Genomic DNA, 21194 nt, shown 5'->3' on the forward strand with positions numbered 1-21194 from the left:
CACCTGTTTTCAGATTGTTACGCCGTGAAAGTGTTTTTGTTCACTGCCAAGAACAAAAAATTCCGCATAAGCGAAATCTTGTCTTCACAAGTTGGCAACATATCTGCAAACTATAATAAGAAAAAGCAGCAGGGCTTTGCCTCCGCTCAAGACCAAGAGACCAAGACCGAGAGAGCAAGGCCAAGAGATAATCGCTGCCGACTTGGGAGGGAATTCGTTTAGACCCGAACGGAGGCCCATGAATGTCCAGTTCTATGGATTTCGCGCCTGGCGACCCGACCTTGATGCTGACCGTACTGCGCAGCGCCGAGGCAAACCTTGATCGCAGCATGTTGCTGCGCCGTGTCCTGTCCCTTTTCTGTACCGACGATTATGGCAATCAGGTTGCCATCAAAGACGGCCCTGACTTGCAGCGCCGCATCGACAATGCCATCGCCAATCTTCAACTGGCTGGCTTGATCCGCATGACGGCGGGTGAAGAATTGTCGATCACCTCGCTTGGAACGGCGATGATGATGGCTTACCCGCTTGGCATCGATGATGGCGTGCTGTGTTCGCTGCCGGCATTTCGCAACAACCTTTATGAAACCCATGCGCCGGTGGTTCAGGAACGCCATCTGCCGAATTCGGCCTATGGTTCCGGTTTTTCGGCCGGGATTGACGCCCACCGTCTGACCGAAAACCCCTATCCGTCCGATTGCCGTGATCATGAAGACTGGTTGATGGGATGGGATGAAGCCCTTGATCAGGCCAAACGCGAAGCGGAAACGCTGCTGAACTGATCGCCGTGATCCGTTCACATTGCGCCTGAAGACTTGCGACCGGCAGACGGAATGCAATTTCCGATGCCGCGATTTGAATACCCGGCACTGCCGGTGATGCCGTGCCACCTTGTGCAACGGCCGACACCTGCCCGTTTGATCCGCAACGATGGCAACACGCCATTGTCACGGCACATCACACGCGGGCAACGGTTCCCTGCCCCCTGATCACAACTTACAAACCAACAAAGCACGACACGCGGTTTATCCGCATGTGCCAGGCTCAGGACCTATTAATTTGATTTGAATGATAGGGCTGCTATTTGACTTCGCTGTCGGACGGGTCATCAGATGCGAAGATTGAAACCACGTTATTTTCGCTGACGTCGGGTGCTTGGTTTTCCTCACCGCCGGTCGGCTTTTCACGCTTGTGCCCGTCATGCTGTTTGGCGGCGTTCTGGCGTTCGTGTTCAGTCAGGGTACGTTCACCACGCGTGCGCCCGTGCAGCAAGCGGTTCTGATCAGCCTTGCGCGCCTTTTCGTCGCGTTGCTTGCGTTTGCGTGCCTGACGCAGATTAACCAGATCGCCCATATCTGCCTTCTGTTTTCTGGCTTCTGTTTTTCCGGCTGACCGGATCAGGCGAAACAACCCGACCGGCATGACCCGAAATAAAAAACGGGTGCTTCGATCTCCCGAAGCACCCGCTAGCCGTTCTTAAAATCCGTTGGTGTCCGACAGGACTTAGCGCACGAAGACGTGCACCTCGTTTGCCGAGACAGATGCGCTGGTCGCATCAGAAGCACGCACGCGCGAGCTTGGCATGCCCATATCGGTCAGCGACCGAAGAACTGCCTGCGCGTTGCGCTTGGATTTATTGGCATTCAGCGCAACCTGCGCCGGGGTACCACGATTCGGTGTCACCGCAACCACATCAAAGCTTGCCTGCGGGCGACGTTCGAGAACGCGGTTCACCGCGTTATACAACGCCTGCTCGTACTTGACGCTCGCCGTATCAAAACGGATCACGACAAGCGGACGATCGCTTGGTGCAGCTGCCATACGCTGACCGCTTGATGCCGGTGCAGCCTGCGACTGGAAGACACGTTTCGAAAGGGAATCCCCGAAGATCTCGCCATTCTTGACAGCCAGCGCCAGCGCATTGAGGTTCGCGCGTTCTGTGCTGACATAAGACGTCTGACGGGCAAGGCTTTCGCTGATTTCGTTGAGAAGACGATCAATCAGCACCGTGGTGCGGTTGGTTTCGTCTTCAAGCAGGGCCAGCTGACGGTGGTCTTCGTCAACAGCGCCTGAAACCTGATAGGCCGAACGAACCGACTCAAGCAGGAAGGTCGACAGCGTGCTGTCGGCAGCAACCTTGTTGGCCAGCGAGTTCAGCGCGGCAATGTCATCATTCACACGGTCCAGTTCGGACTGTGCGGTGTTCCACTGCTGCACCAGAACCGGGTTGCCCGGCGTGGTGCCGACCTGCAGACGGGCACTGATCGCGGCAACCGTGCCGTGATAGGCCTGCGAGTGCGCGACGGTCTGTCCACGCAGTTGCTGCAGTTCGTTGCTATGATTGCTCAAAGCGGATTTGAGACGGTTCAGCTCCTGCTGCATGTTCTCGACCTTGGAACCAACAAAGGTTCCGGTCTGAGATACCCCGGTCAGCGGTTCCGTGCTTGCAGCAACGTCATAGCTGGTGATGGCATCGGCACCAACAGGCTGATTGGCAACGACGTTTTGCTGCGTCGTTTCCTCTTCACCGGCAAGTGTCGGCCACAGGGCCTCAGAAGAAAAAGAACATCCCCCCAGCATCAGGGCGGTGCCGATTACGGCGAGGTAGGTTTTACGAACGGCCATTTCGATCTATTACCTAAGTAGAAATATGCGAATCTCCCTGGGCTTGCCTTTTTATCTAGGTGAAACAAGCCCCTGCTCCCCCGGGATTGAAAGCATCTTAGTCTACGACCACTTATGGAACAAGACGCATTTGCCCCTTTTTTGCCGAGTCTTGTCCTTATTCACTTCAAAGCGGACAAAGCCGGGCAAAACAGGGGCGTAGCAGTCAGGTAAACCGCGCCCTGTGAAAAAATGGGAAAAATTCAAATTTACTGCTTGCAATGACCTGCTCGTTTGCATAAGTTCCGCTCCGCCGACGGGGAGCAGTCCTTTGCAAACCGCCGGAAATTAAGGCAAGCGCCCGTAGCTCAGCTGGATAGAGCATCTGACTACGAATCAGAAGGCCGGAGGTTCGAATCCTTCCGGGCGCGCCAGTGAAAGGCTCGACGTCACCGCGTCGGGCCTTTACCATTTATACAAGCGTAAAAGCGCCCGTAGCTCAGCTGGATAGAGCATCTGACTACGAATCAGAAGGCCGGAGGTTCGAATCCTTCCGGGCGCGCCAGTCAAAGGCCCGACGTTACTGCGTCGGGCCTTTGTTGTTTCGCACACCTGCTTTGCGCTTGCTTGGTCCGGCGCACAATCTGCAAACAAGCCCGATCAGAAAAAAAGCCCGGCACATATTTGTACCGGGCTTCGTATTTTACATCCGATATTTTATGTCGATGTGTGCGGGATTACATGCCCGGCATGATCACGGTATCGATCACGTGAATAACACCGTTGTCTGCCTCGATATCGGCATTGACCACAGTGGCTTCATCGACCATGACACCGTTCATGGCATTCACATCGATGCTGTCACCCTGGACACTGGCAACCATCATTTCCTTGCCTGCGATGTCACCCGACATCACTTTGCCCGGCACCACATGATAGGTCAGGATGGAAACAAGCTTGTCCTTGTTTTCCGGCTTAAGAAGGTCTTCAACGGTGCTTGCCGGCAGTTTGGCAAAGGCTTCGTCGGTCGGTGCAAAGACCGTAAACGGACCTTCGCCTTTAAGCGTATCGACAAGTCCGGCGGCCTGCACGGCCGCGACAAGCGTATTGAACGAACCGGCGGCAACGGCGGTATCAACGATGTCAGCTGCTTTGGCAGACATCGCACCAAAGGTCAGGCTGGCAGCGGTCGCAACGGCAATGAGAGACGATTTGATCGCAGACATGGTCCTATCTCCTGTTAACCAACGTGGAATTTCAACGTCGAATTGTTGCTGTCACAGGAGTGCATACGCGCCATCATCGCAGACCAGTTCAATCATATGATTGTGATAACAAAGGCGCATCCAATCACCTATGCACAACGTAATACTCCCTTGGCGCGTAGCCATCCGGTCGACAAAATCACTGCATCTTGGTTCGCTGCGGTGTTATGGTCAGCTGATCACAAGGGCAAAGCCCGATAAGGGAAAAACTTCCTAGGACGGAGCGCACCAATGAACGCCAACACCCGGATCACCATTTCCTGCGATGACCGCGTCGGTTTGATTTCCGATATCACCGGACGACTGTTTGATATCGGCACAAACCTTGGCCCCACATCCTTTTCGCTCGACGGCGATGTTGCCAAGTTTGAAACCACGTGCGAACTTCCCGACGAATGCCCGATAGCCGAATGCGAAGCTGTGCTGCGCGGACTTTCCCTTGGCAATGCCGACATCACGGTCGAAGTCATCGCCGCCGCGCCCAAAATGACCACGGCACCGGGTGCCACCCATCTGATTGAATGTTCGGGGATTGATCAGCCGGGCCTGATTGCGCGTCTGTCGGAAATCTTTATCGAATATAACGCCAACATCGTCCGTCTGGCGGCATCGGCAACCGATGAAAAGGATGCGCGGATTTACACCCTGCGCTTTGCCGTCACCATTCCGCCGGAACGCGCCGCCAACTGTCTGGCAACCCTCGCCAACACGGCGGGCTCGATGCGACTTGTCTTCAAGTTTGACGAACTTTAAGGCCTGTACAGCAGTCAGTGCTGCTGCACAGGGTCCATTGAAGTGGTGCGATCACAGATCGTCGATTGGCAATTGGCCATCATTGCCTTCCTCAAAGAAGACATGATCCGGTGACAATTGATCAATCGTGATCCCGTCGATCTGCACGCCATATTCGTAATGTCGGCCATCGGCAAAATCGACATAAACGCCGGTATCATTTTCAGTCGCGTGATCGAGAAAATCGTCGAAATCCTCAATCCCGCTCTTTTCCTGAAACGTTTTGCCAAAAACAAACCGGTCGCCTTGTTCCCCGGTGTCAAAGTCTGTGATCCGGTCACGTTCCGCACCTCCTTCAAACACGCGCCATAAAAACGTATCTGAACCCGACGCCCCGTAGGCATCACGACCATCACCGGTCAGAAGATCATTTCCATCGCCGCCTTCAAGCGTGTCATTACCACCGCCCCCTGTCAGGGCATCATGGAAATCGCCGCCGCGCAAATGATCGTCGCCATAAAAACCATCCAGATGATTACGCGTATCATCACCGGTGATCACATCAGACGCACGTGATCCGCGTACATTTTCAAACCCGTCAAACACATCGCCGCTGGCGGTGCCGCCTGATGCGGTTCCGGTCGAAAGATTGATCTCCACCCCCTCGGTGCCGTTGTCGTTGTAATCAAGGGTGTCCATGCCTGCACCACCGGACAGGATGTCGCCGTCCGCACCGCCTGCAAGTCGATCATTCCCGGCACCACCAACCAGAATGTCATTGCCATCCCTGCCGGTCAGGGTGTCATTTCCGTCCCCGCCGAAAATGGTGTCGTCGCCCGATTGATCCCCAAGATAATCTCCATAGATGAAATCATCCCCGGCACCACCAATCAGAAGATCACTACCACCACGGCCCCAAAGAACATCGCTTTGATCGCTGCCGATCAACTGATCGTCTGCTTCTGTCCCGTAGACCACCTCGATATCAAACAAGCGATCCCCATCGGCATCCCCGCCGATCCCATGCCCGGTTGCAAGATTGACATAGACGGCGTCATCGGGTGTGCTGCCTTCGTAAAACACGGCGTCACGTGATTGCGGCCCGCCATATAACGCGTCTGCCCCTTCACCACCCGTCAGTTTGTCGTTTCCACCACCACCATACAGGGTGTCATTTCCTTCGTTGCCAAACAGCGAACTGATCCTGTCTGTCCCGAAAAGAACATCATCGCCGCCAAGGCCATAAACCGCCTGGCTGCCAATGGTTTCATAAAGAATATCGTTGTCTTCCGTGCCACGGATCACAGTCATGTCTTTCTCCAGCAAAAGCGGTCAGAAAAATACTTTGAAGCACTCACAGAATATCGGCTTCAGCTGTGGCAAGACGATCTTCATCATCTGCAAAAATGACGTTGTCAGCGCTCAGTTCATCAAGCGTCACATCGTCGATCTGGACGCCATATTCGTAATGTCGGCCATTTGCAAAATCGACATAGACCCCGGTTTCATTTTCTGTCGCGTGATCCAGAAAGTCTTCGAAGCTCTCAATCCCGCTTTTTTCCTGAAACGTCGTTCCGAAATACAGATGATCGGTATAGTCATCACTGTAATCGTCCGTCCCGGTATTGAAATCGACGATCCGGTCACGTTCGGCACCACCTTCAAACACCTGATAAACAAAGGTATCCCCGCGCATCAGGTCGTTGCCATCACCGCCATAGATCCAATTGCCCACACCGCCGCCACCATCAAGCACATCATGGCCGTCACCGCCCAAAATATGGTCGCTGCCCATGCCGCCATTGATGTGATCACGGCCAGCGTCACCGTATAACTGATCATCCGCCACATGCCCCTTGATGACGTCATCGCCATTTCCGCCCCGGGCATATGTCGCATAGGGCTCTAAGAAATCATCGTAATAAACGTTGAAGACCGTCAGCGTATCATTGCCATCACCGCCGAAAAGCAGGTCCCCACCGTCATTGCCATTGAGGGTATCGTCGCCGTCGCCGCCCACAAGGGTGTCCCGGCCGCCCATGCCGTGCTGCTGCCCCGACAAAATGTCATCGCCTGCCTCGCCATAGACATATGTGCCCGAAAGCGTATCGTTTCCCGCGCCGCCATAGATCGAGTCAAAGCCGTAAAACCCGTCAATAACGTTGTCGCCGCTATTTCCGATCAGCACGTCCGAATGTCGGGACCCGAATATGTTTTCAACATCGGTAATGACGTCGCCCTCGGCATGTCCGCCACTTGCTATGGCGACCCCGTCGGTCAGCTCAACCTCTACACCTTCATTGGAATGAATGAAGGTAACTTCATCTTGCCCGGCGCCACCATTTATGAAATCAGCACCGGAACCACCGTTCAGACTGTCGTCGCCACCGTGGCCAAGCAGCGTATCATTGCCCCACTCGCCCCAAAGGTCGTTGGAGCGTGCGCCACCGACAAGGAAGTCATCACCGCCCGCCCCTTTCAGGATCCCGCCTCGCACGTCGCCGCCGATCAGAACGTCATCATGGTTCGATCCGCGAATATTAAGGTCGGGCGTTTCGGTAGTTTCATCGAGAATGGAAATTTGATCGCCGGTCGCATCACCGCCAATACCGCTCATACTGTCCTGATCAAAAATCACAGCTTCCGGTGACCGGACATAAGTAACGGTCGGCTCATAGGAATAGAACGGTTTTATATCGCGGTAATCGAAGACGATTGTATCCGCTCCACCCCCACCATCGACGGAATAGAGTTCACCTTGAATGTGATCGTCATTATCTGAGCCCGTGATATCGAACTCCTGCTGATAGTAACGATCTTCCCGGTAAAACTCGAGCGTATCCCCCTCTGCATCACCACCCCGCGCAATGAGCTCTATTTCGCGTGTTTCGCGATCATCATTAAAGTTGTTATAGAACTCGATATGGACTGGGTCGTCGGATAACGCGTAGGAAAGCGTGTAATTCTCTTTATAGATCGCAATGAAGGTGTCCGCACCGGCACCACCTTCAATCGTATCTCCACTGCCGACATAGATGGTGTCATCGCCTTCAAGACCATAGACTGTGTCACCGGTCCATTCGTTGCGGATCACGTCGTCTTCAGGTGTACCGATGATGCGTGCCATAATGAGGCTCCATAAATCATGAAAGAGCTCACAAGCGTAGCATCACAAAAATGATCGTAAAACGACAATAAAACTAAATATACTGAACTAAAAATTGATCAAGATCGAAACAAATTTGAACTAATTTATTTCAATATACCTTTTATCTATTCGAAATAATCGAAACACGGCACGAACATTACTTAAACCACAATACGGTTACGCCCGGATTGCTTGGCTTCATACAGTTTCTGGTCTGCACGCTTAAGCACCGCCCATGGATCGGTCGTATCGTCATCGCGCTCGGAAACACCGACTGAAATCGTGACCGATACTGCCTTGTTCTTTTCCGGCGGGGTGATCTTGTTGTCGGCAATCCGTTTGCGCAGGGCTTCAAGTGGCTCATGCGCCCTTTCGGCTGAACGTCCGGCAAAAACGACAGTGAATTCCTCGCCGCCAAACCGGAACGCCTTGCCACCACCGCCGACGCGCGCCAGTTCCCGCGCAACCTTTTTAAGGACGATGTCGCCGACGTCATGGCCATAGGTGTCGTTGAACTTCTTGAAGTGATCAACATCGAGCATCGCAATCGCATACTGATTGCCAAGTTCGGCCATGGCATGGCCCAGTGCCCGCCTGCCCGGCAACCCGGTCAGATCATCAACAAACGCCATCCGCCAGGCTTCCTGCGCAAGCCCCGCCAGAACCACGCCGGTGGCCGCCAGATATCCATATTGAATAACCCCGGTGCCCATCACCGTTGCCACATCAATCGCAATGATCGCCGCCGCAAAACTGGTTTCAAGCGGCTTGTGCCGAATCAGAAGCAAGATCACCGCGATTACGGATATGATCATCGCCGGATGGGGCATTGCGCCCAGAATGCCGGTACTGACAAAAAAGCGCGTATCGAGCACGCGATGCAGGGCCGATCCGACATCGGGTTGGCCGGCCAGCATCAGCATGACAAAGATCTGCAATCCCAGAACCAGCATCCGGGCAATACCGCGCGGGTTCAAAACACCGCGTTCAGCCGTAAAGCCCAGCAAAAGCAGATTGATCGGGATCAGATAAAGTGTCGCGATCCGCAGGAACGCCAAACCCTCGGCCGAAATGCCGGCTCCGTTGCCCACCAGAAGCCAATAGCAAATCAGCAACAAAGCCATGACAAAAACCGCACGCCCGCGGTTAAACCACCAGCCAATCGCCCCGCCCAGCACCGCCAGCAAGAACGGCCCGTATCGCACCAATCCGGAAAGTTCGGCTGGCACCAGTGTCGGTGAAACGGCCAGCACCAGACACGCGCCCAAAATCAGGGCAGGTGCCAGTCCGGCAGAAACAACAATGGAATAAGCGCGACGCATGGGGCGTTCGATACTACCTGCTGATGGGGTCTAAGGGCCCGCAACCGATGGCGTTCCCGGTATCGCCGGTAATCTAACGACAGTCCGGTTAAGGGGCTATTGCTTTATCCGGCTTATCTCGAGTTTTTCTGATTTACGGATCGCGTGCGCCAAAAGCACTAGAGACATAAGTGTTTTAAAACTTGCCACCATTCGCATCCGCACCCTAAATTACCCACAGGTTTACTGCGACGCACAATGATTGCAGACCACATAACTGTCACAGCGGCCACGGTACGATCCCCAAAACGGGACGCAAGAATACGCCACATGCCTCGCGCGATGATCAATTGATGATCCGTCGCCTGCGACGCACTGATTGAAATGACAGGTTCTGGAGAAACGTTACCATGAGCTTCACCACACCGACCCCGGCCCCGGCACGTCTGAACCGGTCCGAACTTGCCGTTCCCGGCAGCCGGATCGAACTGTTTGAAAAGGCTGCCAAATCCAAGGCCGATGCCATTTTCCTTGATCTGGAAGACGCGGTTGCACCCAGTGACAAGGAACAGGCGCGCAAAAACATCATCCAGGCCATCAACGACATCGACTGGGGCGACAAGGTCCTGTCGGTTCGCATCAACGGTCTTGATACCCATTACATGTATCGTGACGTCGTCGATGTCCTTGAACAGGCAGGTGACCGGCTTGACCTGATCATGATCCCCAAGGTCGGAACCGCGGCCGACGTTTACGCCCTTGATATGATGGCAACCCAGATCGAAACGGCCAAGGGCCGCAAGAAACGCATCGGGTTTGAGCTGATTATTGAAACCGCCCTTGGCATGCAAAACATCCATGAAATTGCCGCAGGCTCTCCGCGCAATGAAAGCCTGCACTTCGGGGTGGCCGATTACGCCGCCTCGACCAAGGCGATGACCACCGGCATTGGCGGCCCGAACCCGCATTATGGCGTTCTGACCGACAAGGATGGCGACAATCCGCGCGATTACCACTGGGGTGACATGTGGCATTACGCCATTGCGCGCATGGTGGTCGCGGCGCGCGCCAATGGCCTGCGTCCGATTGATGGTCCGTTTGGGGATTTCTCCGATCCGGATGGCTACCGCGCGCAGGCGGCACGCGCCATGGTGCTGGGTTGCGAGGGCAAATGGGCGATCCACCCAAGCCAGATCACGCTGGCCAACGAGGTTTATTCGCCTTCTGATGCCGAAGTCACCAAGGCCAAGCGCATCCTCGAAGCGATGGAAAAGGCTCAGTCCGAAGGGGCCGGTGCCGTCGCCCTTGATGGTCGTCTGATTGATATCGCATCCATCAAACAGGCCGAAGTCATGGTCCGTCAGGCCGAAGCCATCGCCGCACGCGACGCGGGCTAGGCATAGAACGCCAACAAAATGACAAAGGGCCGGATTTCATCTCCGGCCCTTTTTTCTAGGACGCAAGCCGCCTTGTTTGCCGTACCTGCCCGCGAAGGACTTCTTGGGGATCGCCTTCACGCACCAGATGCATGTTGATGCCATCTGAACCACCACCGAGTTCCGGCTTCAGGCGCTGTTTACCATCATAGTGCCCCCCATTCTGAGCGCGATACGGGATCGGATCATCGATAAACAGACGCGCAAGACGCCCCTTGAACGCGGTCTTCACTTCTGCCCACCCGTCCTCATCCATGCGATCGGCGCTATAAACGGGAAATGGCGGCATGACATCCATACCGGGATAGAAAAGCGCACCGTGCTGGATCGGCCACAACACATCATCGATGCTGCCATTAACGCCACGGTCACTGTAATGCGGCAAATGCCCGCCAATCGGCACAATCAGCATCGCGCGGCGTCCGGCAAGCGTGCCCTCGCCATAGCGATCGCCCCAGTGCGTCTCACTATGTTCGCCCACACCATAGGCAAAGCCATAGGCAAACACCCGATCAAACCAGCCTTTCAGGATGGCGGGCATGCCAAACCACCACAGTGGAAAGCTGAACAAAACCGCGTCCGCCCACAGAAGTTTGTCCTGTTCGGCGGCGATATCTGCCGTCTGAAAGCCGGACGCATAGGCATTTTTGGACTCAGCCACATAGATCAGCCGATCAGGATCGCGACGTTCGGTGAAATCGTGCGCATCAGCCAAAGGTTTCCACCCCATGGCATACAGATCAGAAACCTTCACGGCGTGGCCATCAGCACGCAGCGTTTCAACCGCAACATCCTTTAATGCGCTGGTCAGGGATGCGGGTTCGGGATGGGCATGGACAATCAAGACATTCGACATTGGGGCGTCCTTTCCAAAAGGGGATCACGTTCGATGCGTGATCATGGCCTGATGTTCTGCTATCCTTGAAATTCAATAATTTTTGATCTGGTATAAATATGACAGATATCAGCAAGCTTGACCTGAACCTGCTGGTGACACTCGACACGCTGCTGGCCGAACGCAATGTCACGCATGCAGCAAGGCGCCTGAACCTGAGCCAGCCGGCGATTTCAACACGGTTGACGCGCCTGCGTGATTTGCTGGGGGATCCATTATTACTGCCCGCACAGCGCGGCATGATCCCCACCGAACGCGCACTTGAACTGCAAGAACCGCTGCATCAGGCACTGGAAGCTGTCCGCCGGGTCGTTGCGGAAAACAGTCCGTTTGATCCATCAACAATCACCGCCACCATTGCCATTGCCGCCAGTGACTATGTGCAGTACGCGATCCTGATGCCGCTTCTTGACGTTTTGCGGCGTGATGCGCCGGGGATCAAGGTCGCCTGGCGCACGATTGATACCTCCATGCTGGATACCCAGATGGCGCGCGGTGATGTCAGCCTTGCGCTTTCAACGCCTGAAACCGCGCCAGAAACGCTTCGGATGCGTAAAATCTATCGCGAGGAATATGTCGCAATCGCCAGATGCGATCATCCAGCAATCAACGCGCCACTTGATCTTGATAGCTTTTGTGCACTTGACCATGTGGTTGTGTCCCCCGAAGGCGGCGGCTTTAAGGGGCCTGCGGATGATGCCCTTGCAGCACTTGGACGCAAACGCAATGTCGCCCTGTCTGCACCGGGGTTTCTTGTTGTCCCCGAAATCGTCGCACGCAGCAATATGATCGCACTTGTGCCCAGGCGGGTTGCCCACGGTCGCACCGGTCAGATCCAGATATTTGATCCCCCGATGCCTGTCACGGGTTTTGACATGGCGCTGATCTGGCATGACCGCACCACCACCCATCCCCTGTATCGCTGGCTCCGCGATCAGATCATAGCATTGATCGCAGATGCCTCCGCCGACTAGGGCCTGAACCCACAACAAAAAAGGCCGACCCGCGACATTCACGCGGATCGGCCCGTAATTCTGATGCCTGTTATTTTATGGCACTGCGATCAGTCGGCAATGCCATCGAAGATGATCTTGCCAATGGCCTTGCCACTTTCCAGCAATGCATGCGCTTTTTGCAGGCTTTCCGGTGACAGCGCGCCGAAGCTTTCATTCGCGGTATTGGTGATGGTGCCCTCATCAACCAACTGGGCCACCGTCGCCAGAAGCTTGTGCTGTTCAATCATGTCAGCCGTCTGGAACATCGAACGGGTAAACATGAACTCGTAGGAGAAGCTGGCAGACTTGGCTTTCAAAAGGTCCACATTGTGATTTTCCTTGGCCTCGGTGATCGTCACGATCCGACCCTGCGGCGCGATGACAGTCGCCATCAAATCAAAATACTGATCGGTTTCCGACGTGCAGAAGATGTAATCAACATTGGCGACATCAATCGCGGCCAGTTCTTCATCCAGCGGATTGCGATGGTTGACCACCTGATCCGCGCCAAGCTTTTTGACCCACGCAATGGTTTCCGGGCGCGAAGCGGTCGTGATGACTTTCAGACCGGCAAGCTTGGCCAACTGAATGGCAATCGATCCAACACCACCGGCCCCGCCAATGATCAGGATCGTTTTGTTTGCATTGGCATCAACCGCCGTGCGGTCAATCAGCAAACGATCAAACATCGCTTCCCAGGCGGTAATCGTCGTCAATGGCAGGGCTGCGGCGGCGGCGAAATCAAGTGACTTCGGCTTGGGCGCAACAATGCGTTCATCAACAAGTTGCAGCTGGGCATTGGACCCCGAACGGGTCACATCACCGGCATACCAGACTTCATCGCCCGGACGGAAAAGGGTGACGTCTTCGCCAACAGCTTCGACCACACCGGCCGCATCCCAACCAAGCACCTTGAAGGCACCGTCATCCTGCTTGCCCTTGCGGACTTTGAAATCGACCGGGTTCACTGCAACGCCCTTTACCCGCACAAGGATATCGCGACCCTCGGCAACCGGGGCATCGGTTTCGATCTGGGTGAACAGACCGTCGGTTTCGACCGGGGCAGATTTATAAATACCGATGGCTTTCATCTTTGGCATTTCCTTCCATCAAAGGTTTGATTTGTGAATGGCCAAGTTTTAACGCATAATCCTCTTTGAAATAAGTACGCACAATTTCAGCATATAGTATCAATTTGTATACTATTGAGAATTTCCGGGCATTACAGGCACATTCCCTGAACCGGTCTTTGCTGATTTGGAGGTTAAAGATGAATAGCTGTCCACCCAACAGAAGCCCCGGCTGCCCGGTTGAAGGTGCCCTTGATATGATTGGTGGCAAGTGGAAGGGCGTTGTGATGTTCCATCTGCTTGATGGCACGAAACGCTTTAACGAGCTGCGCCGTCTGATGCCCGGCGTCACCCAGCGCATGCTGACCCGCCAGCTCCGCGAACTTGAAGCCGACGGGCTTGTACATCGTGAAGTCTATGCCGAAGTCCCGCCGCGCGTTGAATACAGCCTGACCCAAAAGGGTGAAACGCTGCGTGCGATTATCGTCGCACTCAAGGACTGGGGCGAAACCCATGTTCCGTATTATGCGATGTCAAAACGCCCGATGCCCGAAAGTGAATCAGCCTGATCAGATTTGCCGCAAGTCACGTGCCATTTTCCAGAACGTCGTTCTGTCATATCCGTCATGGACACCTTCACCGGCAATCACAAACCCGCGTGATTTGAAGAACGCGATATTGTCTTCAAGTTCGATACGAACATGAAGCCGCATATGCTGCTTGCCGCGATCACGCGCAAACGCACAGGCGGCTTCGACCAACGCCTTGCCGATACCAGCCCCCTTGACCGCAGGGTCAACCGAAAGCTTGTAAAGATAGGCATCCTTGCCGACATCCTCGATCCAGATCTGGCCGATGATGTTGCCATTGCCGTCCCGGGCAATAAACAGCGTGTCACGCGCAAAACGCCATTGCAGTTCGGAAACCGAAACCGATTTGGCCGAGCTTGGCGGATCAACGATATCGTCCTGAAAGGCAAAGGCTGCCAAAAGAATTTCAACAAGCCGCTCGAACGAAACGTCGTCCGGGGCGTTGATGTGTGTGATCTCGATACTGGACGTCATGGGGTTCCACGTGCAAACTATCAGACGTAATGAATGTATGAACACTACGCCATAATTATTACGTAAACGGAAAATATGGACTGTTCATAGCTCCGCCCTTGACGTGGCGGGTCGATATACTATGTTCCGCCCCATTGTTTCCCAGTCGGATATGATGCCCTGATGCATAACTTCCTCGATTTTGAAAAGCCGATCGCCGAACTTGAAGGCAAGATCGAAGAGCTCCGTCATTTGACGGGCAGTGACGAAGTCAACATCGCAGACGAGGTTTCCCGCCTGCAGGAAAAGCTGACCAAGCTTTTGCAAGGCACCTATGGCAAGCTGACCCCCTGGCAGAAAACCCAGGTGGCGCGCCATCCCGATCGTCCGCATTTCACCGACTATATCGCCAACCTGTTTGACGATTTCACCCCGCTTTCCGGCGACCGCCAGTTTGGCGAAGACGCCGCAATCATCGGTGGCTTTGGTCGTTTGCAGGGCCGCACGGTGATGGTGATCGGCCATGAAAAAGGCCGCGACACCGAAACCCGTGTGAAACACAATTTCGGTTCCGCCCGTCCCGAAGGCTATCGCAAGGCAATCCGCCTGATGCGCATGGCTGAGCGTTTCAACATTCCGGTTGTCACCCTTGTTGATACTGCTGGTGCCTTCCCGGGTGCCGATGCCGAGGCGCGCGGCCAGTCCGAAGCCATCGCACGTTCGATCGAAGCCTGCCTTGATATCAAGGTGCCGCTGGTATCCGTCATCATCGGCGAAGGTGGATCGGGTGGTGCGATTGCGCTTGCGGTTGCCAACAATGTTCTGATGCTTGAAAACTCGATTTATTCGGTGATCTCGCCAGAAGGTTGCGCATCGATCCTTTGGCGTTCTGGCGACGAAGCCAAAACCGCCGCCGAGGCGCTGCGTCTTACCGCACAGGATCTGTTGCAGCTTGGCGTGATCGACGAAATCGTGCCAGAACCGCTTGGCGGCGCACAGCGCGATGCCAAGGAAGCATGCAAACGGGTTGGTAAAGCGATCATCAAGGCACTTGAAAGCATGGATGACGTCGAAGGTGGCGTGCTGAAGGCGCGTCGTCGTGACAAGTTCCTTGAAATGGGCCGCAAGGGCCTGAACTGATTTTCCATTCAGGGCGCAGACCATCATGATTGATGCTGCGCCCTGTTGTCATTTTCCGGCGCAGTCTGTCCGTCGGTTATATCCGGCAAAATGAAGCGCCCTTTTCCGGCCTGGTCGGGAGGCACCATGAATTTTCTTCGCCGGATTGTTGAATCCAACCGTTTTAAAAATTTCATCACCGCCGTCATTGCGCTCAATGCCATCATCCTCGGGCTTGAAACATCGCCCACGGTGATGAATGCCGCCGGTCCCTTCCTGCAGGCGCTTGATCAGATCGCCGTTGCGATCTTTGTCATCGAACTGGTGATGAAAATTGCGCTCTATCGGTTGGCATTTTTCAAGCGCGCCTGGAATATCTTTGATTTCACGATTGTCGCCATCACCCTGCTGCCGGCAGGCCAGGGCCTTTCGGTCCTGCGTGCGCTGCGTATCCTGCGTGCCTTCCGCCTGATTTCGACCGTGCCGTCCATGCGCAAGGTGGTCGAAGCCCTGATGCGCGCGATCCCCGGCATGATTTCCGTCCTGACATTGCTGTCGCTGGTGTTTTATGTCTCGGCCGTGATGGCAACCAAGCTGTTTGGCGAAGGCTTCCCCGACTGGTTTGGCACGATTGGCGCGTCCCTTTATTCGCTGTTCCAGATCATGACGCTGGAAAGCTGGTCGATGGGCATTGTCCGCCCGGTGATGGAGTCTTACCCGCTGGCGTGGCTTTTCTTCGTGCCGTTCATTCTGGTGACGACATTTGCCGTCCTGAACCTGTTTATCGCGATTGTGGTTGATGCAATGTCGACACATGTCGATGTTGAAGAAACCCAGACACGCGATGTGATCGAAGTGGATCACAAGGAAATCATGACCGAACTGCGCGCTCTGCGTAGTGAAATGAGCAAACTTGCCAACGCCCGGAACGACCATCCACAAGACGTCCCATCCGATCAAAACAAGACATCAACACCATCCTGAACCGTCGGTCAGACCAGGCTTGCCGGGAAAATTGAGCGGTTACTCATAAAAAGGGGGTGGTTAAACGCCCCGAACCTCGTCTAATCTTTCGACAAATATCGGGAGATCGGGGAATGAAGCTAACGTTTGCGGGGACAGGATCGGCCTTTTGTATGGCCGCTGACAATTTTCAGAGCAACATGGTTCTGGAAACGACCCCGTCGGGCAATGACCAACCACAGCGCCTGCTGATTGACTGCGGTTCAGACGCGCGCCATTCGCTGCGCAACATTGGTCATATGCCAAACGACATTCATGGTGTCTATGTCAGCCATCTGCATTCGGACCATATCGGTGGGCTCGAATGGATGGCGCTTGCCAATTATTTCGTCTTCGAAGGGCACCGGGCGGAACTGTATGCGGTCGACGAACTGCTGGAACCGCTGTGGGAACACTCGTTGCGCGGCGGCCTTGAAATCAGCGATCACGGCAACAGCAAACTGTCGTCCTATTTCGATGTGGTCCCACTTTCCACCAAGAACGGATTTGACTGGCATGGCATGCATTTCGATGTCATCCCGGTTGCCCATGTCGTGACACCGGAAAGCACGATGTATTCCTATGCCCTGTTCGGTCACGGCCAGAACAAGTCCTTCTTCCTGACAACAGATGCGATATTCAATCCCGAAGATCATATGCCGTTCTACAAAAAGGCCGACATCATCTTTCAGGATTGCGAACTCGGCCCCCGTCATTCCGGGGTCCATGCCCATTACGACCAACTTGTGACCCTGCCTGCCGAGATCAAGGCGAAGATGTGGCTTTATCACTATCAGGCTTATGATAAACCCGACGCCGTGGCGGACGGTTTCTGCGGGTTCATTGAACCGGAACAAAGTTTTGATCTTGGTTGATCAGACAACCGGCGCATAACCTGCACACTGGGATCAGGATCTATGGGCCCTGACCCTGCCCAAATATAAAAACGAGCAAACGGAACAAAAATGTTCCACAACCACAAAACGGGACGTGCGAATGCCCAAATCGGTTTTTGCCTATATATGGCGTCATAGCCGCCTCCAGCAGATCATGCTGACATTGGTCACGCTGGCCTCTTTCCCGTTTCTTTATTACTCGCTTGATCTGCCCAAGCAGATCGTCAACGAGGCCATTGGTGGTGCCGGTGCGCCCTATGACATCCTTGGCGTCGATTTGACCCAGATCGAGTATCTGTTCGCCCTCTCGGGCATTTTTCTGGCCCTCGTCTTCGTGAATGGCGGCTTCAAATACTTCATCAACGTCTATCAGGGCGTGATGGCAGAACGCATGCTGCGTCGCATGCGCTACGAGCTTTTTGATCGTGTTCTGCGTTTTCCACTGCCGCATTTCCGCAAGACCAGCCAGGGCGAAATCGTTTCCATGATCACGGCCGAGGCCGAACCGTTGGGCGGCTTCTTTGGCGAGGCCTATGCCCTGCCGCTTTATCAGGGCGGCATTCTGATCACGATTTCGGCCTTTATCTTTATTCAGGACCCATTGATGGGGCTGGCAGCGATCGCGTTTTATCCGTTGCAGGGCTATCTGATCCCGAAACTGCAACGCCGCGTGAACCTGCTTGGCAAACAGCGCGTTCAGAACGTGCGCCGCATGTCCGAACATATCGGCGAGACGGTTGGTGGTGCGACCGATATCCGTGCCAACGAAACGCAAGGGTTCGAACTGACCCACTTCACCCAGCGGCTTGGCCGGATTTTCGAGATCCGCAAGGAAATCTATTTCCGTAAGTTCTTCATCAAGTTCCTCAATAACTTCATCGCCCAGATCACCCCGTTCTTCTTCTATTCCATCGGTGGCTATCTGGTGATCACCGGTGATCTGAGCTTCGGTGCGCTGGTCGCGGCCCTTGCCGCCTACAAGGACATGTCGGCACCGTGGAAAGAGCTTCTCGCCTATTATCAGCGCCTTGCCGATGCCAACATCAAATACGAACAGCTGCACGAACAGTTCGAGCTGCCTGATCTTGCGCCGGAACACGAACTGATTGCACCGGTTTCGCCAAAACTGGCCGGCCCGCTGGATGTCAGTGCCCTGTCATGGACGGACGAGGACGGCACGCGTGTTGTCGAAAATGTTTCGTTTAACATGGGATTGCCGGGCAAGGCCCTTTTGACCGGCGCATCAGACAGTGGCAAATCGCAACTTGCCCGTCTGATTGCCCACATCATGACCCCGACGGGCGGGCGTATTCAGTTTGCCGATTTTGATGCCACCACCCTTCCGGCTGCGGTGGTCGGGCAACGTCTGGCCTATGTCGGGGCGGATGCGTATCTGTTTAATGGCAGTATTTCCGATAACCTGTTCTATGGCCTGAAACACCGCCCCGTCCTTCTGGAACAGGATAACGATAATCCCGCACCTGACAGCGATGCGGACGCCAAAGCCTATCCCGATCCCAAATTTGTCGATGTCGTTGAACTTGCCGATCCAGCCGACCTGCCCTGGAAGCTGACGCGCGAGATGTATGACGAGATCCAGATGTCGGGCAACATCCCCTATGATCCGTCTGCCGAGTGGATTGATTATATCGGACCGGGATTTGAATCGCGCGAAGACATGCAAAAGGAACTGATGCGCCTGCTTGAGGTGGTCGGCCTTGATCGTGATATTTATCGCATTGGCCTGTTGCGCCGCATCAGCCCAGAAGAACGCCCGAACCTTGTTCAATCGGTACTCGACGTCCGTCCGCGTCTTAAGGAAATCCTGGCCGAACGTCAGCTGTCCGACCTTGTCGAACCTTATGATTTCGACAAATACAACGACAACGCGCCGGTCGGCGTCAACATCCTGTTCGGGACGCCATCACGCACCGAATTCAAGCGGATGGACTTCCTGTCGCATCCCTATATCCAGAAAAGCCTGCGTGAAAGCGGCCTGTATGAAAAGATGATCAGGATGGGGCGTGAAACGCTTGATCTGATGATCGAACTGTTTACCGGCCTGCCGCCGGGGCATGAATTCTTTGACCGTTACAGCTTTGTCTCGGCCGATGAAATGCCCGAGGTCAAGAACATCCTGAAACGCACCGACGGTGTGCGTGTCGATGACATGCGCAAAGAGGACCAGTTGCGTCTTCTTGACGTTGCCATGCAACTGACCCCGGCCCGCCATCGCCTGCGCGTGATTGATGATGATTTCCGCGAACTTGTTCTTCAGGCCCGCCCCAAGTTCCGCGAAAACATGCCCGACGATCTGGCAGGCTATATCGACTTCTTCGAGGCTGATGGCTACGCATCAGCAGCACCGATCCTTGATAACTTGCTGTTTGGTCGCTTTGCCTATGGCCGTGCAAATTCCGAGGAACGCGTCGGCGAGGTCCTGTTTGAAATCGCCCATGAAGGCGGCCTCTACGAAGGATTGGTGTCCCTTGGCCTTGAAAGCCAGGTCGGTGTTGGCGGCAGCCGCATGTCCCAGACATTGCGGCAGAAAATCGCCCTTGTCCGTGCGCTGATCAAGAACCCGGATCTTCTGGTCGTCGACGAAGGTCTTTCGGCGCTGGATCGCGAAACCCGCGAAAGCATCATCAACTACCTGACGGGCGAAAGCGATCATACCAGTCTGGTTTGGGTCGATGATGATGATCATGCCGGTGAAAAGTTCGATACCTTGCTCTATATGTCGAACGGAAAACTGGTCAAACGCAAAAGCGTTGCCGATGACAGTGAAACAACAACCGAGGAAACCGAAGACGAAGCCGCAGCGGCACTGGCCGCAGGCGACATCGATCAGGAAGTCCGGTTGCTGCGCACGATCCCGCTTTTCGCCGGCCTCGACCCCAGTGTCGTCAAGCTGCTGGCCTTTACCAGCCCGCGCCTGACCTTCAAACATGGCGAGGTTCTCGTCAAACAGGGCGATCCGGGCGATGCCGCCTTTATCGTCATTTCCGGGCGCGGTGAAATCTGGTTGACCACCGATGAACACCAGACGCTCAAACTGCGTGACGTCCACGCCAAGGAAGTCATTGGCGAAATCGCCCTGCTTGTCGATGCACCGCGCTCGGCAACCATCCGTGCGGTCGAAGACATGACGGTTCTGAAACTCGACAAGACCGAATTCCTCGGCCTTGTTCGACAGGACCAGGCTGTTTCCAATCAGTTGATCCGGGTTCTGGCCCAGCGGCTTGATCAAACCACCAAACAGCTGACCAACCGCAACAACGACAAGAACTGACAAAGCGAACGGACGGAGCTTCCCGCCAAGCGGGGCTCCGTCCATCCTTCTTTTGCCTGACCTTATGAACTGCGCCTTATGAACAAAATCGCCTCCATACTTCTTGCCGTATTGCTTGGCGCCCTCATGCTGGGCGGCTTTATCGCCCTTGTTGGCGGCAGTGTTATCGGCGCACTGGCCTTTGTCATTGGCATCCCGGTCGCCTTCCCGATGACGACAAGCGTCGTGATCTTGTTTTTTGCCGCCATCATCATCCGAACCCTTATTGAAAAGCGCCGCCAGAAACGCGAAATGCGCAAATATCTCGATCGCTCAGAAGACTGATTTTCTGCGCGTTTTGGCGCTCAGCAGAAAAAACATTCGCTTTTTGCCACTCCGCGCCAAAAAAAACGCATC

19 protein-coding genes and 2 tRNA genes are annotated in these 21194 nt (G+C 54.7%); 12 read left to right on the forward strand and 9 right to left on the reverse strand.

Annotated features, from left to right (window positions below; all coding sequences use genetic code 11):
* Window positions 1-242: 242 nt before the first annotated feature.
* The gene (locus FHI25_RS13650; RefSeq protein ID WP_246879104.1) at window positions 243-782 is read left to right on the forward strand and encodes a hypothetical protein; all 540 of its coding nucleotides are present in this window, start codon (window positions 243-245) and stop codon (window positions 780-782) included.
* 298 nt (window positions 783-1080) lie between these two features.
* Here the strand turns inward: FHI25_RS13650 and FHI25_RS13655 are convergent, their stop codons facing one another.
* Window positions 1081-1353, reverse strand: coding sequence for a DUF4169 family protein (locus FHI25_RS13655; RefSeq protein WP_210518606.1), 273 nt, complete (start codon window positions 1351-1353; stop codon window positions 1081-1083).
* 150 nt (window positions 1354-1503) lie between these two features.
* On the reverse strand, window positions 1504-2625 hold the full coding sequence (locus FHI25_RS13660) for a hypothetical protein (protein ID WP_210518608.1): 1122 nt from the start codon (window positions 2623-2625) through the stop codon (window positions 1504-1506).
* 336 nt (window positions 2626-2961) lie between these two features.
* Here FHI25_RS13660 and FHI25_RS13665 point away from each other — a divergent pair.
* Window positions 2962-3038, forward strand: a tRNA-Arg gene (locus FHI25_RS13665).
* A gap of 54 nt (window positions 3039-3092) precedes the next feature.
* A tRNA-Arg gene (locus FHI25_RS13670) sits at window positions 3093-3169 on the forward strand.
* A gap of 172 nt (window positions 3170-3341) precedes the next feature.
* Here the strand turns inward: FHI25_RS13670 and FHI25_RS13675 are convergent.
* On the reverse strand, window positions 3342-3830 hold the full coding sequence (locus FHI25_RS13675; RefSeq protein ID WP_210518610.1) for a fasciclin domain-containing protein: 489 nt from the start codon (window positions 3828-3830) through the stop codon (window positions 3342-3344).
* A 270-nt stretch (window positions 3831-4100) separates the two neighbouring features.
* Here FHI25_RS13675 and FHI25_RS13680 point away from each other — a divergent pair, with 270 nt between their 5' ends.
* Window positions 4101-4622, forward strand: a complete 522-nt coding sequence (locus FHI25_RS13680) for a hypothetical protein (RefSeq protein ID WP_210518618.1) — start codon at window positions 4101-4103, stop codon at window positions 4620-4622.
* A 51-nt stretch (window positions 4623-4673) separates the two neighbouring features.
* On the opposite strand, the gene FHI25_RS13685 is transcribed toward FHI25_RS13680, so the two are convergent.
* The 3 genes from FHI25_RS13685 to FHI25_RS13695 all read right to left on the reverse strand — a co-directional run bounded on the left by FHI25_RS13685 (window position 4674) and on the right by FHI25_RS13695 (window position 9071).
* On the reverse strand, window positions 4674-5912 hold the full coding sequence (locus tag FHI25_RS13685) for a calcium-binding protein (RefSeq protein WP_210518621.1): 1239 nt from the start codon (window positions 5910-5912) through the stop codon (window positions 4674-4676).
* Window positions 5913-5955: 43 nt separating this feature from the next.
* The gene (locus FHI25_RS13690) at window positions 5956-7728 is read right to left on the reverse strand and encodes a calcium-binding protein (protein WP_210518623.1); all 1773 of its coding nucleotides are present in this window, start codon (window positions 7726-7728) and stop codon (window positions 5956-5958) included.
* Between the two features lie 182 nt (window positions 7729-7910).
* On the reverse strand, window positions 7911-9071 hold the full coding sequence (locus FHI25_RS13695) for a GGDEF domain-containing protein (RefSeq protein WP_210518631.1): 1161 nt from the start codon (window positions 9069-9071) through the stop codon (window positions 7911-7913).
* A 389-nt stretch (window positions 9072-9460) separates the two neighbouring features.
* Here FHI25_RS13695 and FHI25_RS13700 point away from each other — a divergent pair, with 389 nt between their 5' ends.
* Window positions 9461-10447 carry a CoA ester lyase gene (locus FHI25_RS13700; RefSeq protein ID WP_064789003.1) on the forward strand — a complete coding sequence of 329 codons (987 nt, stop codon included), beginning with the start codon at window positions 9461-9463 and terminating at the stop codon, window positions 10445-10447.
* Between the two features lie 55 nt (window positions 10448-10502).
* Here the strand turns inward: FHI25_RS13700 and FHI25_RS13705 are convergent, their stop codons facing one another.
* Entirely contained in the window at window positions 10503-11342 is an 840-nt protein-coding gene (locus FHI25_RS13705; protein ID WP_210518633.1) for an NAD(P)H-dependent oxidoreductase, read from the reverse strand.
* A gap of 98 nt (window positions 11343-11440) precedes the next feature.
* Here FHI25_RS13705 and FHI25_RS13710 point away from each other — a divergent pair, with 98 nt between their 5' ends.
* Window positions 11441-12355: a LysR family transcriptional regulator gene (locus tag FHI25_RS13710; RefSeq protein WP_210518635.1), complete on the forward strand. Its 915-nt coding sequence runs from the start codon at window positions 11441-11443 to the stop codon at window positions 12353-12355.
* Between the two features lie 89 nt (window positions 12356-12444).
* Here the strand turns inward: FHI25_RS13710 and FHI25_RS13715 are convergent, their stop codons facing one another.
* On the reverse strand, window positions 12445-13467 hold the full coding sequence (locus FHI25_RS13715; protein WP_210518637.1) for a zinc-binding alcohol dehydrogenase family protein: 1023 nt from the start codon (window positions 13465-13467) through the stop codon (window positions 12445-12447).
* Window positions 13468-13646: 179 nt separating this feature from the next.
* Between FHI25_RS13715 and FHI25_RS13720 the strand changes: the two genes are divergently transcribed.
* Entirely contained in the window at window positions 13647-14015 is a 369-nt protein-coding gene (locus tag FHI25_RS13720) for a helix-turn-helix domain-containing protein (RefSeq protein WP_210518639.1), read from the forward strand.
* On the opposite strand, the gene FHI25_RS13725 is transcribed toward FHI25_RS13720, so the two are convergent.
* Complete coding sequence (locus FHI25_RS13725; RefSeq protein ID WP_210518641.1) at window positions 14016-14510, reverse strand: GNAT family N-acetyltransferase; 495 nt, start codon at window positions 14508-14510, stop codon at window positions 14016-14018.
* 162 nt (window positions 14511-14672) lie between these two features.
* On the opposite strand from FHI25_RS13725, the gene FHI25_RS13730 reads away from it, so the two are divergent.
* The 5 genes from FHI25_RS13730 to FHI25_RS13750 all read left to right on the forward strand — a co-directional run bounded on the left by FHI25_RS13730 (window position 14673) and on the right by FHI25_RS13750 (window position 21122).
* Window positions 14673-15629, forward strand: a complete 957-nt coding sequence (locus FHI25_RS13730) for an acetyl-CoA carboxylase carboxyltransferase subunit alpha (RefSeq protein ID WP_008890050.1) — start codon at window positions 14673-14675, stop codon at window positions 15627-15629.
* A 126-nt stretch (window positions 15630-15755) separates the two neighbouring features.
* Window positions 15756-16592 (forward strand): ion transporter, encoded by an 837-nt coding sequence (locus tag FHI25_RS13735; RefSeq protein ID WP_210518643.1) that lies wholly within the window; start codon window positions 15756-15758, stop codon window positions 16590-16592.
* Window positions 16593-16705: 113 nt separating this feature from the next.
* On the forward strand, window positions 16706-17485 hold the full coding sequence (locus FHI25_RS13740; RefSeq protein WP_064789008.1) for an MBL fold metallo-hydrolase: 780 nt from the start codon (window positions 16706-16708) through the stop codon (window positions 17483-17485).
* A 121-nt stretch (window positions 17486-17606) separates the two neighbouring features.
* Window positions 17607-20798, forward strand: coding sequence for an ABC transporter transmembrane domain-containing protein (locus FHI25_RS13745; RefSeq protein ID WP_210518645.1), 3192 nt, complete (start codon window positions 17607-17609; stop codon window positions 20796-20798).
* A gap of 78 nt (window positions 20799-20876) precedes the next feature.
* Window positions 20877-21122 carry a hypothetical protein gene (locus FHI25_RS13750; RefSeq protein WP_210518647.1) on the forward strand — a complete coding sequence of 82 codons (246 nt, stop codon included), beginning with the start codon at window positions 20877-20879 and terminating at the stop codon, window positions 21120-21122.
* Window positions 21123-21194: the final 72 nt, after the last annotated feature.

It is taken from the genome of Thalassospira sp. ER-Se-21-Dark (genome assembly GCF_017922435.1).
Classification (GTDB): domain Bacteria; phylum Pseudomonadota; class Alphaproteobacteria; order Rhodospirillales; family Thalassospiraceae; genus Thalassospira.

Coding starts and splice junctions, on each gene's coding strand:
- FHI25_RS13695 (WP_210518631.1), bottom strand. CDS start 9,071: ATGCGTCGCGCTTATTCCATTGTTGTTTCTGCCGGACTGGCACCTGCC.
- FHI25_RS13725 (WP_210518641.1), bottom strand. CDS start 14,510: ATGACGTCCAGTATCGAGATCACACACATCAACGCCCCGGACGACGTT.
- FHI25_RS13655 (WP_210518606.1), bottom strand. CDS start 1,353: ATGGGCGATCTGGTTAATCTGCGTCAGGCACGCAAACGCAAGCAACGC.
- FHI25_RS13705 (WP_210518633.1), bottom strand. CDS start 11,342: ATGTCGAATGTCTTGATTGTCCATGCCCATCCCGAACCCGCATCCCTG.
- FHI25_RS13720 (WP_210518639.1), top strand. CDS start 13,647: ATGAATAGCTGTCCACCCAACAGAAGCCCCGGCTGCCCGGTTGAAGGT.
- FHI25_RS13660 (WP_210518608.1), bottom strand. CDS start 2,625: ATGGCCGTTCGTAAAACCTACCTCGCCGTAATCGGCACCGCCCTGATG.
- FHI25_RS13715 (WP_210518637.1), bottom strand. CDS start 13,467: ATGAAAGCCATCGGTATTTATAAATCTGCCCCGGTCGAAACCGACGGT.
- FHI25_RS13675 (WP_210518610.1), bottom strand. CDS start 3,830: ATGTCTGCGATCAAATCGTCTCTCATTGCCGTTGCGACCGCTGCCAGC.
- FHI25_RS13750 (WP_210518647.1), top strand. CDS start 20,877: ATGAACAAAATCGCCTCCATACTTCTTGCCGTATTGCTTGGCGCCCTC.
- FHI25_RS13710 (WP_210518635.1), top strand. CDS start 11,441: ATGACAGATATCAGCAAGCTTGACCTGAACCTGCTGGTGACACTCGAC.
- FHI25_RS13700 (WP_064789003.1), top strand. CDS start 9,461: ATGAGCTTCACCACACCGACCCCGGCCCCGGCACGTCTGAACCGGTCC.
- FHI25_RS13730 (WP_008890050.1), top strand. CDS start 14,673: ATGCATAACTTCCTCGATTTTGAAAAGCCGATCGCCGAACTTGAAGGC.
- FHI25_RS13685 (WP_210518621.1), bottom strand. CDS start 5,912: ATGACTGTGATCCGTGGCACGGAAGACAACGATATTCTTTATGAAACC.
- FHI25_RS13690 (WP_210518623.1), bottom strand. CDS start 7,728: ATGGCACGCATCATCGGTACACCTGAAGACGACGTGATCCGCAACGAA.
- FHI25_RS13740 (WP_064789008.1), top strand. CDS start 16,706: ATGAAGCTAACGTTTGCGGGGACAGGATCGGCCTTTTGTATGGCCGCT.
- FHI25_RS13680 (WP_210518618.1), top strand. CDS start 4,101: ATGAACGCCAACACCCGGATCACCATTTCCTGCGATGACCGCGTCGGT.
- FHI25_RS13650 (WP_246879104.1), top strand. CDS start 243: ATGTCCAGTTCTATGGATTTCGCGCCTGGCGACCCGACCTTGATGCTG.
- FHI25_RS13735 (WP_210518643.1), top strand. CDS start 15,756: ATGAATTTTCTTCGCCGGATTGTTGAATCCAACCGTTTTAAAAATTTC.
- FHI25_RS13745 (WP_210518645.1), top strand. CDS start 17,607: ATGCCCAAATCGGTTTTTGCCTATATATGGCGTCATAGCCGCCTCCAG.